Source organism: Sphaerotilus sp., from assembly GCF_013299175.1.
GTDB lineage: Bacteria > Pseudomonadota > Gammaproteobacteria > Burkholderiales > Burkholderiaceae_C > Sphaerotilus.
Genome location: NZ_JAAFKF010000006.1, coordinates 49879 through 64768 on the forward strand (window position 1 = coordinate 49879; position 14890 = coordinate 64768).

The window sequence follows — 14890 nt, forward strand, 5'->3', positions numbered from 1 at the left end:
TGGTTCAGCTCCGGTGGACCAGCGCGCCCACGTCCAGGATCAAGGCCACCCGGCCATTGCCGAGGATGGTCGCCCCCGACACCCCCGGCACGCGCCGGAAGTGGGTCTCCAGGTTCTTGACCACCACCTGCTGCTGGCCCACCAGCTCGTCCACCAGCAGGGCCGCGCGCGTCCCCTCCGACTCGACGATCACCACGATGCCGGGCGCGGCCGGTGCCAGGGTGGCCGCCTCCTGCGCCGGCGGCGTGCCCAGCAGCTCGGCCAGGTCCACGACCGGGAGGTAGTCGTCGCGCACCTTGGCCACCCGACCACCGCCACCCAGCGAGCGGATCGTGTCGGGCTCAATCAGGTCGCTCTCGACCACCGACGCCATCGGCAGGATGTAGACCTCGTCGCGCACGGCAATGCTCATGCCGTCCATGATCGCCAGGGTCAGCGGCAGGCGCACCTTGACACTCATGCCGCAGCCCGGCGCCGAGTCGATCTCGACCCGCCCGCCCAGCCCGGTGATGTTCTTCTTCACCACGTCCATGCCGACGCCGCGGCCGGACACGTCCGTGACGACCTCGGCCGTGGAGAAGCCCGGCTCGAAGATCAGGTTCCAGACCTGCGCGTCGGTCAGCGTGTCCGGCGCAGGCAAGCCGCGTTCGCGGGCCTTGGACAGCAGCTTCTCGCGCGACAGGCCCTTGCCATCGTCACGCACCTCGATCACGACCGAGCCGCCCTGGTGCCAGGCCGACAGGGTGATCGTGCCGTGCGGCGGCTTGCCATGCTGGGTACGGATCTGGGGCGCCTCGATGCCGTGGTCACAGGCGTTGCGCACCAGGTGGGTCAGCGGGTCGGTGATCTTCTCGATCAGGCCCTTGTCCAGCTCCGTCGCCTCGCCGAGCGTCACCAGCTCGACTTGCTTACCCAGCTTGCTGGAAAGGTCGCGCACCATGCGCGGGAAGCGGCTGAACACCGCCGACATCGGGATCATGCGGATCGACATCACGGCGTCCTGGAGATCACGCGAATTGCGCTCCACCAGACCGATGGAGGCCAGCAGCACCTGGTGTGCCACGGGATCGAGCGCGCGGCTGCCCTGGATCAGCATGGCCTGCGTGATCACCAGCTCGCCCACGAGGTTGATGAGCTGATCGACCTTGTCCACCGACACGCGCAGCGTCGTGGCGTCCACCGAGGCCCCCGCACCGGCACTGGCGGCACGGGGTGCGGCGGGGCTGGCGGCCGGCGTGGTGGCGGGTGGTGGGGCGTGGGATGGGGAGGCCGCCGTGGCGCTCGCAAGCGGCGCGCCCGGATTGCCCTCGTGGAAGCCATACCCCGGACCCAGCGCTTCCAGGCGCACCAGCGAACGATCGACGTGGAAGCTGAACAAGTCCAGCAGCTCGGCATCGGTACACGCCGTGGTGACGCTGAAGCGGCGCATCCCGTCCACGGCCTCGCCGAAATCCAGCGGGCGCAGCTCGCCCAGGCCCGGAATCTCGTCGAACAGCTCGTGGAGCTGGTTGGCCGCCTGCGGGTGCTCCAGCGGACCGATCCGCACGTCCAGCTCGCGCAAGCCCGCCTGCGCGGACGCGGGAATGGAACGCACGTCGGCCACGGGGGGCGCACCGGTCTGACCGACCAGACGGCGGATGTCGTTGACCAGGGCCTCGATCGCCGGGGTCTGCGGCACCCGCCCCTGGCGGAACAAGAGCTGCGCCCACAGCGCATCGCCACCACGCAGCAGCACATCGACCATGGGCGCCGTCGGCACCAGCTCGTGGCGCCGCAAGCGGTCGAGCAGCGTCTCCATCTCGTGCGACAGCGCGGCCACCTCCGTGAAACCGAAGGTCGCGGCGCCACCCTTGATCGAATGGGCCACACGGAAGATCGCGTTGAGCGTCTCGTCATCGACCGCCGCCGGATCCAGCGCCAGCAGCAGCGGCTCCATGCGCTGGAGGTTTTCCGCTGCTTCTTCGAAGAAGGTCTGGTGGAACTGCTGCAAATCCAGTCCCATGCCGCTGTCGCGGGGGGCGGCAGGGTCCGGGTGCTGCGGGGTGGAGTCGGTCATGGCGGGCGCGGTCAGCGGATGACCATGCGCAGGACTTCGAGCAGCTTGATCGCATCAAAGGGCTTGACCAGCCAGCCCGTTGCCCCGGCCTCGCGCCCGGCCTTCTTCATGTCCTCGCCGGATTCGGTGGTGAGGATGAGGATGGGCGTGGCCTGGTATTGCGAGGTTTCGCGCAGCTTGCGCGTCAGCGCGATGCCGTCCATGCGCGGCATGTTCTGGTCGGTCAGGACCAGATCGAAGGATTGCCGCCCAGCTTTTTCCCAGGCATCGGCGCCGTCCACGGCCTCCACCACCTGGTAGCCGGCACTCTTGAGCGTGAAAGACACCATCTGCCGCATGGAGGCGGAGTCATCGACTGCGAGGATCAAGGGCATGAATCACCACTCCGGCTGGGTCCGGACGCACGCCCAACGCGCCAAACGACGGGGTATGCGTCAACTGCCTCGATTTTTCTCAGTATGGGCGTTCAGTGGTGCCGGGATCACGCCTCAAAATCCGAGCCAGTTTCCAGGAGACGCCCCATGTACCGCCCGCCTCCACCGCGCCGCCTGCGCATCCTGCACCTCGAAGACTCGGACATGGACCACCAATTGGTCCTGGTCCACCTGCGCCGCGGCGGCATCGAAGCCACCATGCACCGTGTCGATACCGAGGGGGCTTTCCTCGCCGCACTCGGCCAGAGCTGGGATGCCGTCATCTCGGACTACAACCTGCCCGGCTTCTCGGGCCTGGTCGCGCTGGAGCTGCTGCGCGACCGCGACACCTTGATGCCCTTCATCCTCGTGTCGGGAGAGATCGGGGAGGACACCGCCGTCGAGGCCATGCGCAACGGCGCATCCGACTACCTGCTCAAGATCAACCTGGCACGCCTGGTGCCGGCGCTGCTGCACGCGGTCGAGGTCTGCGAAGGCCAGCGTGCCCGCCAGCGCACCGACGAGGAGCTGGCCCGCTCGCGCAAGCGCCTGTCCGAGCTGGCCCAGCACCTGCAGACCAGCATCGAGATGGAGCGCGCCGCCATCGCCCGCGAGGTCCACGACGATGTGGGCGGCTCGCTGACTGCGGTCAAGTTCGACCTGGCCTGGATCGCCCGCCATGCCCCGAACGGGCCGATGGCCGAGCGTGCCCAGCAGGCGCTGGAGTCGGTCAACCACGCCATCGAGGCCAGCCAGCGGATCATGCACAACCTGCGCCCGGCCATCCTGGAGCAGGGGCTGGTGGCCGCACTGCAGTGGATGACCCAGCGTTTCGAGCGCCGCACCCACATGCGCACCACCTTCCGCACCAGCCACGACCACCTGCGCCTGTCGCCCGGCATTCCACTCGTGGCCTACCGCACGGCCCAGGAGGCGCTCACCAACATCTCCAAGCACGCCCAGGCCACGCGGGTCCAGGTCGATCTGACGGTGGCTGCGGGCGTGCTGTCGCTGGAGATCAGCGACAACGGCCGCGGGCTGGCCAATGGCGATCTGGGCAAGGACCATTCGTTCGGAATTCGCGGCTTGCACGAACGCGCGGACACGGTGGGCGGCTGGGTGGACCTGAGCAGCTCACCGACGGGGACGACCCTGATACTCTCCGTGCCTCTCGACCTGAGCGATGTGGCCTTGCGTCCCGGTGACACCGACATCGACCCGCCACTGACCAGCAGCCCGCACGATCCTTCTACCTGGGGCGCCCTATGACCCGCGTGATTCTCTGTGACGACCATGCCCTGATCCGCCGCGGCATCCGCGACACGCTGGCCGAGCAGCCCGACATGCAGATCGTCGGCGAGGCCGGCGAATACGGCGAACTGCGCTCCCTGCTGCGCACCACCACCTGCGACGTGCTGGTGCTCGACATCAACATGCCAGGCCGCAGCGGACTGGACGTGCTGCACGCGCTCAAGGACGAAGGCTCGCCGATCCGGGTGCTGATCGTGTCCATGTACCCGGAGGACCAGTACGCGCTGCGCGCACTGCGCGGCGGCGCCTATGGCTACGTCAACAAGGGCGGTGACACGGCGCAGATCGTCACCGCGGTGCGGATGGTGGCGCAAGGCCGCAAGTACATCACCGCCGAGATGGCGCAGATGCTGGTCGAAAGCCTGACCACGCCCGCGCCGGAGGCTGCGCATGACAAGCTCTCCGACCGCGAGCTGCAGACGCTGACGATGATCGCCTCCGGCAAGCGGCTGAGCGACATCGCCGAGCAACTGTCGCTGAGTCCGAAGACGGTGAGCGTCTACCGGGCGCGGGTGCTGGAGAAGCTGGGGCTGACGAACAACTCGGAGCTGACGGTGTATGCGATCAGGAACGAGCTGGTCTGAAGGGAAAGCAGAGGTCTGGACATGCTCGACCTTCACCGCACTTGGTCACTCGCCTGGAAAACACTCGGGGCACGCACCGCAGGCGACGATCTCTTCACCACCCTGCTGGCCCGGTACGACGAGCCACACCGCCACTACCACTCGCGCCAGCACCTGACCGAGTGCCTCGAACACTTCGACGCCGTGCGGCACCTGCCCACGCACGCGGCAGAAGTGGAAGTGGCGCTCTGGTTTCACGACGCCGTTTACGACCTGTACAGCAGCGACAACGAAGCCCGGAGCGCCGACTGGGCCAGGTCAGCGTGCCTGCAGGACGGTGTACCGGCCGAGGTGGCGAACCGCGTTCACGCACTGATCATGGCGACCCGGCACACGGCCGTGCCCACAGGACTCGACGAACAGGTACTGATCGACATCGACCTGTCGATCCTGGGCACACCACCAGCACGCTTCGCCGAGTACGAGGAGCAGATCCGCGCCGAGTACGCCTGGGTGCCGGGCGTGCTGTTTCGGGCGAAGCGCCGCGCCATCCTGCAATCGTTCCTGGACCGGCCGACGCTCTACAGCACCGCGCATTTCCGCAACGCGCTGGAAGCCACGGCCCGCGACAACCTGCGCCGCGCCATGGGCCTCGGCCTCGACGCGGCCTGACGCCGGCAAGCTGCGATCAGAGGCGAACCGGAATCCCACGCGCCGCCATCAGCGCCTTGGCCTCACCGACCGTGTGTTCGCCATAGTGGAAGATGCTGGCCGCCAGCACCGCGTCCGCCCCGCCCTGCTGCACGCCGTCGGCCAGATGGTCCAGATTGCCGACACCGCCGGACGCGATCACCGGCACCGACACGGCATCCGCCACCGCCCGCGTCAGCGCCAGGTCGAAGCCGATCTTGGTGCCGTCGCGGTCCATGCTGGTCAGCAGGATCTCGCCGGCGCCCATCTCGGCCATCTGGCGCGCCCAGGCCACGGCGTCGAGGTGCATGTTCTTGCGCCCGCCGTGGGTGTAGACATCCCAGCCCGGCCCCTTGGCGACCAGATCCTCGCCCACGCGCTTCTTGGCGTCGATGGCGACGACGATGCACTGCGCGCCGTACTTGTCGGATGCCTCGCGGATCACCTGCGGGTTGGCGACGGCGGCCGAATTGAAGCTCACCTTGTCCGCGCCCGCGTTGAGCAGCCGGCGCACGTCGGCCACCGTGCGCACGCCGCCGCCCACCGTCAGCGGGATGAAGACCTGCGACGCCACCGCCTCGATGATGTGCAGGATCAGGTCACGCCCGTCGCTGGTGGCGGTGATGTCGAGGAAGGTCAGCTCGTCGGCGCCCTGGTCGTTGTAGCGGGCGGCGATGTCCACCGGATCGCCCGCGTCGCGCAGGCCGACGAAGTTGACGCCCTTGACGACCCGACCGCCGGTCACGTCGAGGCAGGGGATGATGCGTTTGGCGAGCATGGCGTTCCGATCCGGCTCAGGCCGTGGTGCCGTTGCGTTCGTCGGCCAGGCGCTGGCCTGCCGCGAAGTCGAGGTCGCCGGTGTAGATCGAACGGCCGCAGATCACGCCCTGCACGCCTTCCTTTTCCACCGCGCACAGCGCCTCGATGTCGGCGATGTTCGACAGCCCGCCCGAGGCGATCACGGGAATGGTCAGCGCCTGCGCGAGCTTCACGGTGGCGTCGATGTTGATGCCGGTGAGCATGCCGTCGCGGCCGATGTCGGTGTAGATGATGCTTTCGACGCCGTAGCCCTCGAACTTCTTCGCCAGATCGACGACCTCGTGGCCGCTGAGCTTGCTCCAGCCGTCGGTGGCGACCATGCCGTCCTTGGCGTCGAGTCCGACGATGATGTGGCCGGGAAAGGCGGTGCAGGCGTCACGCAGGAAGCCGGGGTTCTTCACCGCGGCCGTGCCGATGATGACGTAGGTGATGCCCGCGTCGAGGTAACGCTCGATGGTGTCGAGGTCGCGGATGCCGCCGCCGAGCTGCACGGGGATCTTGCCGTCCACCTCGGCCAGGATCGACTGGATCGCCCCGGCGTTGACCGGCTTGCCGGCAAACGCGCCGTTCAGGTCCACCAGGTGCAAGCGTCGGCCGCCCGCGTCGAGCCAGCGGCGGGCGACCACCGAAGGGTCCGCGCCGAAGGTGGTGGAGTCGTTCATGTCGCCTTGCTTGAGGCGAACGCATTGACCGTCTTTGAGGTCGATTGCCGGGATCAGCAGCATGGTGTCAGGGCTTTCAGGGCTTCCAACCCAGGAAATTGCGGTACAGCGCCAGCCCGTGGGCGGCGCTCTTTTCGGGGTGAAACTGGGTGGCGAAAATGTTGTCGCGGGCCACCGCACAGGTGAACGGCGCGCCGTAATCGGTCTCGCCCGCGGTGTGGCGCGGGTCGTCGGGCGTCGTGAAGTAGCTGTGAACGAAATAGAACCACGCGCCGTCCGGCACACCGGCCCAGACCGGATGCACCGTGCCGCCCTGCCCTTCATGCGCGATCTGGCGCACGCGGTTCCAGCCCATCTGCGGCACCTTGTAGCGGCTGCCGTCGGGCTGCAGGCGGCCTTCCAACTGGAAACGCTTCACGCGGCCGGGGATCAGGCCGAGTCCTGGCGTGTCCTGCTCCTCCGAGTGGTCGAGCAGCATCTGCATCCCGACGCACACGCCCATCAGCGGCTTGGTCGCGGCGGCTTCGAGCACAGCGTCCTTCAGCCCGGAATCGTGCAGCTCGCGCATGCAGTCACGCATGGCGCCCTGCCCCGGCAGCACGACACGCTCCGCGGCGCGCACCTCGTCGGGCTGCGAAGTCACGACGACCTCCAGCCCCGAGCCTTGCGCAACGTGCATCACCGCCTGCGACACCGAGCGCAGGTTGCCCATGCCGTAATCGACGACGGCGACCGTCCGGGCCATCACAGGCACCCCTTCGTCGAGGGAATCACCCCCGCCGAGCGCGGATCGGGCGTGATCGCCATGCGCACCGCGCGGCCGAACGCCTTGAACATCGTCTCGCACTGGTGGTGGGCGTTGTGGCCCTTGAGGTTGTCGATGTGCAGGCTGACCAGCGCGTGGTTGACGAAGCCCTGGAAGAACTCGTAGACGAGCTGCGTGTCGAGCGCGCCGATGCTGCCGGCGGTGAACTTCACGTCCATTTCCAGCCCCGGACGCCCGGAAAAATCGATGACGACGCGGGACAGCGCCTCGTCCAGCGGCACGTAGCTGTGGCCGTAGCGCGTCAGGCCCTTCTTGTCGCCGACCGCCTTGGCCACCGCCATGCCCAGCGTGATGCCCACGTCTTCCACCGTGTGGTGGCCGTCGATGTGCAGGTCACCGTCGGCCTCGATTTCCAGGTCGATCAGGCCGTGGCGGGCGATCTGGTCGAGCATGTGGTCGAAGAAACCGATGCCGGTGGCGAGCTTCGAGACGCCCGTGCCGTCGAGGTTGACCCGCACGCGAATCTTGGTCTCGTTGGTGTTGCGCTGGATCTCGGCGATCCGGGGGGTGAAGTCAGTGCTCATGGTGCTCATCTTCAGACCGACGCTCGCAGCGCGTCGATCATGCGGGTATTTTCTTCGGGGGTGCCGACCGTCAGGCGCAGGCAGTTGGCCAGCAAAGGGTGCAGCGCCGCGACATGCTTGATCAGCACGCCGCGCTGTTTCATGCTCTCGAAGGCGTCCTTCGAATCGGCCACGCGGACCAGGATCATGTTCGCCTCGCTCGGCCACGCCTGCACGCCGGGGATGTCGCTCAACGCCGCCTGCAGCCGCTCGCGCTCGCTGCGCAGCACCGCGGCCTGTCGGTCGTACTCATCGGCGTGTTCGAGGGCGAACAGCGCGGCCTCGGCGTTCAGCACGCTGACGTTGTACGGCGGGCGCACCTTGTCGATCTCGGCGATCAGCGTGGCCGGGCCGACCATGTAGCCCAGCCGGATGCCCGCCAAGCCGAACTTGCTCAGGGTGCGCATCACCAGAACATGGTCATGCTCGCCCGCCCGCGGCAGCCAGGTGCGCGACGAGAACGGCTGGTACGCCTCGTCGAACACGACCAAGCCGCTCTGCGCGCCGACGGCGGCGACGATCTTCTCGATCACGGCGTTGTCGAACAGGTTGGCGGTCGGGTTGTTCGGGTAGGCGATGTAGGTGATGGCCGGACGGTGTTCTTCGATGGCGGCCAGCATCGCGGCCTCGTCCAGCTCGAAATCCGCCGTCAACGGCACGCCGACGAAGTGCAGCCCCTGCAACTGCGCCGACATCGCGTACATCACGAAGCCCGGCACCGGCGCCAGGATCGTCGCACCCGGCACGTCGCAGGCCAGCGCCAGCAGCGAGATCAGTTCGTCCGAGCCGTTGCCCAGCATCAGTGCGCAGCCTTCGGGCATCGCGATGTGGGCGGCAAGTGCGGTCTTCAGGTCGTCGATGCGCCCGCCGGGATAGCGGTTGATCGCCACCGCGCCGAGGCGCTGGCCCAGTTCGGCTTGCAGCGCGGGCGGGAGCAGGAAGGGGTTCTCCATCGCGTCGAGCTTGATGAAGCCGGCGCTGGGCTGGACGGCGTAGGCGTGCATGCCCTGGACATCCTGGCGCAGTGTGGAAGTGAGGCGTTCGGGAAGTCGGGTCATGGCGAGGGCGCGTCAAGAACCTCGGTTCCGACGAGAAAAGGATTGAGAATCTGCAGACGATCCATCTGCTGGCCATGCTGCAGGTCTTCGGTGAGCAAGAAGCGGCAGCCCTGCTGCTGCGCAGCCGCCACCATCAGCGCGTCCCAGTAACTCAGCGCAAAACGGTCCTGCAGTTCCCAGGCGAGATCGACAGTCGAACCATCCACCACCCACGGCTGCCAGGCACGGTAGCAGCGCACCAGCGCACGCCCTTCGGCCAGATCCAGTTGCGGCGCAGTCCGGCGCAGGTTGACGTACAACTCGTTGAGCACCTGCGTGCTCAGGCGTCCACAGCCTTGGCGCCAGCAATGCGCCACCCACGCGGCTGCGCGCGCCTTCTTGTCTGGCACGCGGGGATCCTGCGCATACAGCAGGACATTGGTGTCAACGAAAACGGTCGAGTCGCTCGGCATAGACCTCGTCCCGCGTCAAGTACGGGCGTTCAAAGGGAATCGGCTTGAACGCCAGCGCCTCGCGCATCGCCCGTTCATAGGCGTCGTCATGGTGCATCTTCTCGGCCAGCAACTCACCCAGCAAGCGCGAAACGCTGGTGTTGCGCCGCGCGGCTTCCATGCGCGCCCAATCAGCGACATGGTCTTCCATGGTGATGGTGACGTTTTTCATCATCGTTCCGTTGCACGAATACAGTGTTGCAAGATATTCGTGCAACACGAACTTCGTGTCAACAACATCTCAACCCTTCCTGAGGCGGAACTCGGCGGCCTGCGCATGCGCCTGCAAGCCTTCGCCATAGGCCAGCTCGGCCGCGATCACGCCCAGCGTCTGCGCCCCCTGCTCGCTCACCTCGATCAGGCTGCTGCGCTTCTGGAAGTCGTACACCCCCAACGGCGACGAAAAACGCGCAGTGCCCGAGGTCGGCAGCACATGGTTCGGCCCGGCGCAGTAGTCGCCCAGCGATTCGCTCGTGTACGCGCCCAGGAAGATCGCCCCGGCGTGCCTGAGCAGCGGCTCCCAGCGGTGCGGATCGGATGAGCTGACTTCGAGGTGCTCCGGGGCGATGCGGTTGCTGATCGCGCAGGCCTCGTCCATGTCGCGGGTCAGGATCAGCGCGCCGCGGCCTTCCAGCGACGCTCGGATCACGTCGCGGCGCGGCATGCCGTCGATCAGGCGGTCGATCGCGGCCTGGACCTGGGCGATGTAGTCCGCGTCCGGGCACAGCAGGATCGACTGCGCCATCTCGTCGTGTTCGGCCTGCGAGAACAGGTCCATCGCCACCCAGTCGGGCGGTGTCGTGCCATCGGCCAACACGAGGATTTCCGACGGGCCGGCGATCATGTCGATGCCCACCTGCCCGAAGACCCGCCGCTTGGCGCTCGCCACGTAGGCGTTGCCTGGGCCGGTGACCTTGTCCACGCGCGGCACGGTCGCCGTTCCGTAAGCCAGTGCGCCGACCGCCTGCGCCCCACCGATCGTGAACACCCGGCCCACGCCCGCGACATGCGCAGCGGCTAGCACCAGCGCGTTCTTCTCGCCCTTCGGCGTCGGCACGACCATGATGATCTCGCCGACACCGGCGACATGCGCCGGGATCGCGTTCATCAGCACCGACGACGGGTACGCCGCCTTGCCGCCGGGCACGTAGATGCCGACGCGGTCCAGCGGCGTGACCTTCTGGCCGAGCAGCGTGCCGTCCTCGTCGCGGTACTGCCAGCTCAGGCCGCACGCCTGCAACTGCCGCTCGTGGTAGCTGCGCACACGCCGGGCCGCCGCTTCGAGGGCGCTGCGCTGCGCGGGCGTGATCGCTTCGAACGCGGCGTTCAGCTCCTCGCGGGTCAGCTCCAGCGCGGTCATCGACTCGGCCTGCATGCCGTCGAAGCGGTTGGTGTACTCGATCACCGCCGCGTCGCCGCGCTGCTGCACATCCTTCAGGATGACTGCCACCCGCTCCTCGATCGCATGGTCCGTCTCCGCCGACCAATGCAGCACACGCTGGAACTCGGCTTCGAAGTCCGGGGCGGCGGTGTTCAGGTGGCGGATGGCGACGGGGGACATGGCGGGTCTTTCTTCAGCGGGTTCAGTGGGTCAATCTTTGGGAATGGCAGAAGCAAAGGCGTCGATCAGCGGGCGGATCTGGTCGCGCTTGAGCTTGAGCGCGGCCTGGTTGACGATGAGCCGCGACGAGATCTGCATGAACGGCTCGACTTCGACCAGGTGGTTCGCCACCAGCGTCTTGCCGGTGGACACCAGATCGACGATGGCATCGGCGAGGCCCGTCAACGGCGCGAGTTCCATCGAGCCATAGAGCTTGATCAGGTCCACATGGACGCCCTTGTCGGCGAAGTGCTGGCGGGCGATGGTCGTGAACTTGGTCGCCACGCGGATACGCGAACCCTGCTTCACGGCCGCCGCGTAGTCGAAGCCCTCGCGCACCGCCACGCTCATGCGGCACTTGGCGATGTTCAGGTCCAGCGGCTGGTACAAGCCCTGGCCGCCGTGCTCGATCAGGATGTCCTTGCCCGCCACGCCCAGGTCCGCGCCGCCGTACTGCACGTAGGTCGGCACGTCGGTGGCCCGCACCAGCACGATCTGCACATCCGGCCGGTTCGTCGGCAGGATCAGCTTGCGGGACTTCTCGGGGTCTTCGAGCACCTCGATCCCGGCCGCCTTCAGCAGCGGCAGCGTGTCCTCGAAGATCCGGCCCTTGGACAGGGCCAGCGTGATCATCCCGTTCGTGGGCGCGTTCGTGCTCATGCCGGAACCCTTTCGATGTCGGCGCCGATGCCGCGCAACTTCACTTCCATGGCGTCGTAGCCGCGGTCGAGGTGGTAGATGCGGTCCACGGTGGTCACGCCGTCGGCGACCAGCCCGGCGATCACCAGCGACGCCGAGGCGCGCAGGTCAGTGGCCATGACGGTCGCGCCCGACAGGCGCGGGATGCCTTCGACCAGCGCCGTGTGGCCGTCCACGGCGATGTGCGCGCCCAGCCGGACCAGCTCGTTGACGTGCATGAAGCGGTTCTCGAAGATCGTCTCGGTCACGCGCGCCACGCCCTCGGCGATGCAGTTCACGGCCATGAACTGCGCCTGCATGTCGGTCGGGAACAGCGGGTGCTCGCTGGTGCGGAAGCTCACGGCCTTGGGGCGTGTACTCATCTGCACGCGGATCGAGTCAGCGCCCGCCTCGACGGTGACACCGGCTTCGCGCAGCTTGGTGATCACGGCGTCCAGGTGGCTCGCATCGGCGCGGCGCAGCGTCACGTCGCCGCCCGCTGCGGCGACGGCGCACAGGAAGGTGCCGGCCTCGATGCGGTCGGGGATGATCTGGTGCGGCACCTTCGGGGCATGCAGCCGCTCGACGCCGGTGATGCGCAGGCGGCTGGTGCCGCGGCCGTCGATCTGCGCGCCCATCGAGACGAGCAGGTCCACGAGGTCGGTGATCTCCGGCTCCTGCGCGGCGTTTTCCAGCACCGTCTCGCCGTCGGCCAGCGTCGCAGCCATCAGCAGGTTCTCGGTGCCGGTGACGGTGACCATGTCGGTGGTGATGCGGGCGCCCTTGAGACGCGGCGTGGCGGTGGCGTGGATGTAGCCATGTTCGACACGGATCTCGGCGCCCATCGCCCGCAGGCCCTTGATGTGCTGGTCCACCGGCCGCGAGCCGATCGCGCAACCGCCCGGCAGCGACACCCGCGCCACGCCAAACCGCGCCAGCAGCGGGCCGAGCACGAGGATCGAGGCGCGCATCGTCTTCACGAGGTCGTAGGTCGCCTCGGTCGAGGTGATGTTCGAGGCATCGACCGTCACCACGTCCGGCTGCTCGGCCGTGCGGGTGGAGGTGGCGCCGAGCTGAGCGAGCACCTTGAGCGTGGTCGCCACGTCCTTGAGCACCGGCACGTTGGCCAGCGTCACCGGCTCGGCCGTCAGCAGCGTCGCGCACAGCTCCGGCAGGGCGGCGTTCTTGGCGCCGGAGATCGTGACTTCACCCTGGAGGGTGCGGCCGCCGCGAATGAGGAGCTTGTCCATCGGTGTGTGCCTGTGCGGGCGCGAGGTCCGGGCCGGGGGTCGGGCGGGCCTGTCGCACACCGCAGGGGCATGCACACGCCCGCGCCGCAGCCTGGGCCGCGCGCGGGGTGGTCAATGGTGGGAGGGGGTGGCCGGGGTGGCTTGTGCAGCCTGCGCCGTCCATTCGGTCGGGGTGAGCGTCTTCATCGACAGGGCGTGGATCTCTTCGCGCATGCGTTCGCCGAGGGCCGCGTAGACCATCTGGTGACGGGCCACGCGCAGCTTGCCGGTGAAGGCGCTGCAAACGATGGTGGCGAAGAAATGGCGGCCGTCGCCTTCGACTTCGAGGTGCTCGCAGGACAGGCCGGCGGCGATGAAATCGCGGACTTTGGTGGGGGTGGGATCGGCCATGGTGCGTGACATTGTAGCGGCACGGCACAGGACACCCCACCGTGCATCGCCGGGAAAGCGTCGGAATCGGGCGGTTTATCCCGGCTCGGTACAGGGGACGCCCTTGGCACAGTCAGGCGGTGAACATTGTCTTGCCGAGGCTTACCGTGCAACTGCTGCCTGCCCTCCGCGCCCCACGACAGCGGGCGGGCTTCACACTGATCGAGTTGATGTTGACATCCTCCCCGCCCTAAAGGACGGGGATTCCTCCTGCGAGACGCGCATGTCCGCGCGCGGCGATGTTCCTGGCGGCGTTCACGTCGCGGTGGTGTTCCGCGCCGCAATCGCAGCATGTCCATCGCCTCATTCGCAGACCTGTCCTGCCTTTCGGACTGCTGGCGGGTATGCCCCCGCAGCGCGAGCAGGTCTGGGTTGTGTAGGCTTCATTCACCTCCTCGAACACGATGCCGGCCTGATGGCTCTTGTATTCCAGCATCGTCTTCAGCATTGACCACCCGGCGTCCAGCGTGGATTTCGCCATCCGAGTCTTCACCATCGCGCCGGCCTGCACGTTCCCGACGAAGATCGCCGCGTTGCGCTCGACCAGCCCGGTGCTGAACTTGTGCATCGCGTCCTTGCGCGTGTTGGCGATCTTCGCGTGGATCGCGCGCACCCGGTCCTTCTTCCTGGCGCGCTGGGCGATCCCCAGCGCGCCCTCATGCTTGCGGTACAGGCCGGACGCCAGCTCTTCGCCGTCCGAGCACGTCGCTGCAGTCTTCAGGCCGAGGTCGATACCGATCAGCCCAGTGCCAGCCGACTTCAGCACGTCCACCTTGACGCACACGTTCAGGTACCACCGGCCGCGCGCGTCCTGCGAGAACGAGCCGGCGCGCAGATCGAACCGGCTCAGCCCGTAGCTGTCCCACAGACTGAACCTGTGCCCGAGAAAAGCGATCTGCCCGGCCTTGTACTTCGCGCCGCCCGCCTTGAACGGCACCCAGCCGAGCGAATACTTCGCTGACTTCGCGTTCGACACGCGCCAATTGAGCCGGGCTTTCTTGAACTGCTTGCGCCGGGTGGCGTATTCCTCGCACACCAGTTGCACCGTGGCGCTACCGATCCGCACGCCCTCGCACTTCGAGTACCCGGCCGTGAGCTTCTGCAGGTCGAACCCGCTCAGCCACTTTCCGCGCTCGCGGATCGCCCGCGAACTGGTCTCGTTACAGTAGTTCCACACCTGATTGACCTCGCGCGCCATCAAGGACAGCACGCCCGCGTGCTTGTCCTTGATGCGCAGCTTGAGGGTCTTCACGGCTTCCATCCGACAACTGTATTTCCATACATGTCGCTTGACAAGCCGTTCCGGCTTGAACGCTCGACCCCGGGCTGAACCCCGGGGCTTGTCGCTTCGTCCGGGTCACACCGACTGGCACCTACGCCATCGCCAGCCTGATGGACGGCAGCCTGGCCGCGAATGCCCGGCTGCGCACCATCGTGGCGGTGCGGGTCGGCTGGCTGCTGCGTTCGACCGCGCAGGAAGG

General features: G+C 67.5%; 17 protein-coding genes. 3 read left to right on the forward strand and 14 right to left on the reverse strand.

From position 1 onward, the window contains the following. Positions 1 to 4: 4 nt before the first annotated feature. Positions 5 to 2056, reverse strand: a complete 2052-nt coding sequence (locus QZW52_RS02210) for a chemotaxis protein CheA (protein WP_434738254.1) — start codon at positions 2054 to 2056, stop codon at positions 5 to 7. An 11-nt stretch (positions 2057 to 2067) separates the two neighbouring features. Continuing rightward, entirely contained in the window at positions 2068 to 2430 is a 363-nt protein-coding gene (locus QZW52_RS02215; RefSeq protein WP_293994722.1) for a response regulator, read from the reverse strand. Between the two features lie 147 nt (positions 2431 to 2577). Between QZW52_RS02215 and QZW52_RS02220 the strand changes: the two genes are divergently transcribed. From QZW52_RS02220 to QZW52_RS02230, 3 genes are read left to right on the forward strand one after another with little or no spacing between them, the layout of a single operon-like run. Then, positions 2578 to 3738, forward strand: coding sequence for a hybrid sensor histidine kinase/response regulator (locus QZW52_RS02220; protein WP_293994724.1), 1161 nt, complete (start codon positions 2578 to 2580; stop codon positions 3736 to 3738). Next, the gene (locus QZW52_RS02225; RefSeq protein WP_293994727.1) at positions 3735 to 4364 is read left to right on the forward strand and encodes a response regulator; all 630 of its coding nucleotides are present in this window, start codon (positions 3735 to 3737) and stop codon (positions 4362 to 4364) included. Before QZW52_RS02220 ends, QZW52_RS02225 begins: the two co-directional genes overlap by 4 nt. 21 nt (positions 4365 to 4385) lie before the next feature. Beyond that, on the forward strand, positions 4386 to 5015 hold the full coding sequence (locus QZW52_RS02230; RefSeq protein ID WP_293994730.1) for an HD domain-containing protein: 630 nt from the start codon (positions 4386 to 4388) through the stop codon (positions 5013 to 5015). Positions 5016 to 5031: 16 nt separating this feature from the next. Here QZW52_RS02230 and hisF read toward each other — a convergent pair whose 3' ends face one another. The 12 genes from hisF to QZW52_RS02290 form a co-directional block, all read right to left on the reverse strand. Next, positions 5032 to 5811 carry an imidazole glycerol phosphate synthase subunit HisF gene (gene hisF, locus QZW52_RS02235; protein WP_293994733.1) on the reverse strand — a complete coding sequence of 260 codons (780 nt, stop codon included), beginning with the start codon at positions 5809 to 5811 and terminating at the stop codon, positions 5032 to 5034. 16 nt (positions 5812 to 5827) lie between these two features. Then, the gene (gene hisA, locus QZW52_RS02240) at positions 5828 to 6577 is read right to left on the reverse strand and encodes a 1-(5-phosphoribosyl)-5-[(5-phosphoribosylamino)methylideneamino]imidazole-4-carboxamide isomerase (RefSeq protein ID WP_293994736.1); all 750 of its coding nucleotides are present in this window, start codon (positions 6575 to 6577) and stop codon (positions 5828 to 5830) included. A gap of 13 nt (positions 6578 to 6590) precedes the next feature. Continuing rightward, positions 6591 to 7259: an imidazole glycerol phosphate synthase subunit HisH gene (gene hisH / locus QZW52_RS02245; RefSeq protein ID WP_293994738.1), complete on the reverse strand. Its 669-nt coding sequence runs from the start codon at positions 7257 to 7259 to the stop codon at positions 6591 to 6593. Continuing rightward, positions 7259 to 7864 (reverse strand): imidazoleglycerol-phosphate dehydratase HisB, encoded by a 606-nt coding sequence (gene hisB, locus QZW52_RS02250; protein WP_293994740.1) that lies wholly within the window; start codon positions 7862 to 7864, stop codon positions 7259 to 7261. The genes hisH and hisB overlap by 1 nt, the downstream gene beginning before the upstream one ends. Before the next feature lie 11 nt (positions 7865 to 7875). After that, positions 7876 to 8961 (reverse strand): histidinol-phosphate transaminase, encoded by a 1086-nt coding sequence (hisC, locus tag QZW52_RS02255; protein ID WP_293994742.1) that lies wholly within the window; start codon positions 8959 to 8961, stop codon positions 7876 to 7878. Beyond that, complete coding sequence (locus QZW52_RS02260) at positions 8958 to 9350, reverse strand: PIN domain-containing protein (protein ID WP_293994744.1); 393 nt, start codon at positions 9348 to 9350, stop codon at positions 8958 to 8960. The genes hisC and QZW52_RS02260 overlap by 4 nt, the downstream gene beginning before the upstream one ends. Before the next feature lie 34 nt (positions 9351 to 9384). After that, entirely contained in the window at positions 9385 to 9624 is a 240-nt protein-coding gene (locus QZW52_RS02265) for a CopG family transcriptional regulator (protein WP_293994747.1), read from the reverse strand. 69 nt (positions 9625 to 9693) lie between these two features. Then, positions 9694 to 11013, reverse strand: a complete 1320-nt coding sequence (gene hisD / locus QZW52_RS02270; protein WP_293994750.1) for a histidinol dehydrogenase — start codon at positions 11011 to 11013, stop codon at positions 9694 to 9696. 30 nt (positions 11014 to 11043) lie between these two features. Continuing rightward, positions 11044 to 11685: an ATP phosphoribosyltransferase gene (hisG, locus tag QZW52_RS02275; protein ID WP_293994764.1), complete on the reverse strand. Its 642-nt coding sequence runs from the start codon at positions 11683 to 11685 to the stop codon at positions 11044 to 11046. A 23-nt stretch (positions 11686 to 11708) separates the two neighbouring features. After that, on the reverse strand, positions 11709 to 12980 hold the full coding sequence (gene murA, locus QZW52_RS02280) for a UDP-N-acetylglucosamine 1-carboxyvinyltransferase (protein ID WP_293994752.1): 1272 nt from the start codon (positions 12978 to 12980) through the stop codon (positions 11709 to 11711). Positions 12981 to 13091: 111 nt separating this feature from the next. Then, positions 13092 to 13370 (reverse strand): BolA family protein, encoded by a 279-nt coding sequence (locus tag QZW52_RS02285; RefSeq protein ID WP_293994754.1) that lies wholly within the window; start codon positions 13368 to 13370, stop codon positions 13092 to 13094. Positions 13371 to 13599: 229 nt separating this feature from the next. Continuing rightward, positions 13600 to 14670 carry an RNA-guided endonuclease InsQ/TnpB family protein gene (locus QZW52_RS02290; RefSeq protein WP_293994756.1) on the reverse strand — a complete coding sequence of 357 codons (1071 nt, stop codon included), beginning with the start codon at positions 14668 to 14670 and terminating at the stop codon, positions 13600 to 13602. Between the last annotated feature and the right edge of the window lie 220 nt (positions 14671 to 14890).

Bases quoted from the DNA above. Each gene is read 5' to 3' on its own strand.
- QZW52_RS02215 (WP_293994722.1), bottom strand. From the start codon at position 2,430: ATGCCCTTGATCCTCGCAGTCGATGACTCCGCCTCCATGCGGCAGATG.
- hisC (WP_293994742.1), bottom strand. From the start codon at position 8,961: ATGACCCGACTTCCCGAACGCCTCACTTCCACACTGCGCCAGGATGTC.
- QZW52_RS02290 (WP_293994756.1), bottom strand. From the start codon at position 14,670: ATGGAAGCCGTGAAGACCCTCAAGCTGCGCATCAAGGACAAGCACGCG.
- QZW52_RS02220 (WP_293994724.1), top strand. From the start codon at position 2,578: ATGTACCGCCCGCCTCCACCGCGCCGCCTGCGCATCCTGCACCTCGAA.
- QZW52_RS02230 (WP_293994730.1), top strand. From the start codon at position 4,386: ATGCTCGACCTTCACCGCACTTGGTCACTCGCCTGGAAAACACTCGGG.
- hisF (WP_293994733.1), bottom strand. From the start codon at position 5,811: ATGCTCGCCAAACGCATCATCCCCTGCCTCGACGTGACCGGCGGTCGG.
- hisG (WP_293994764.1), bottom strand. From the start codon at position 11,685: ATGATCACGCTGGCCCTGTCCAAGGGCCGGATCTTCGAGGACACGCTG.
- murA (WP_293994752.1), bottom strand. From the start codon at position 12,980: ATGGACAAGCTCCTCATTCGCGGCGGCCGCACCCTCCAGGGTGAAGTC.
- hisH (WP_293994738.1), bottom strand. From the start codon at position 7,259: ATGGCCCGGACGGTCGCCGTCGTCGATTACGGCATGGGCAACCTGCGC.
- hisA (WP_293994736.1), bottom strand. From the start codon at position 6,577: ATGCTGCTGATCCCGGCAATCGACCTCAAAGACGGTCAATGCGTTCGC.
- QZW52_RS02210 (WP_434738254.1), bottom strand. From the start codon at position 2,056: ATGACCGACTCCACCCCGCAGCACCCGGACCCTGCCGCCCCCCGCGAC.
- QZW52_RS02265 (WP_293994747.1), bottom strand. From the start codon at position 9,624: ATGAAAAACGTCACCATCACCATGGAAGACCATGTCGCTGATTGGGCG.
- hisD (WP_293994750.1), bottom strand. From the start codon at position 11,013: ATGTCCCCCGTCGCCATCCGCCACCTGAACACCGCCGCCCCGGACTTC.
- QZW52_RS02225 (WP_293994727.1), top strand. From the start codon at position 3,735: ATGACCCGCGTGATTCTCTGTGACGACCATGCCCTGATCCGCCGCGGC.
- hisB (WP_293994740.1), bottom strand. From the start codon at position 7,864: ATGAGCACTGACTTCACCCCCCGGATCGCCGAGATCCAGCGCAACACC.
- QZW52_RS02285 (WP_293994754.1), bottom strand. From the start codon at position 13,370: ATGGCCGATCCCACCCCCACCAAAGTCCGCGATTTCATCGCCGCCGGC.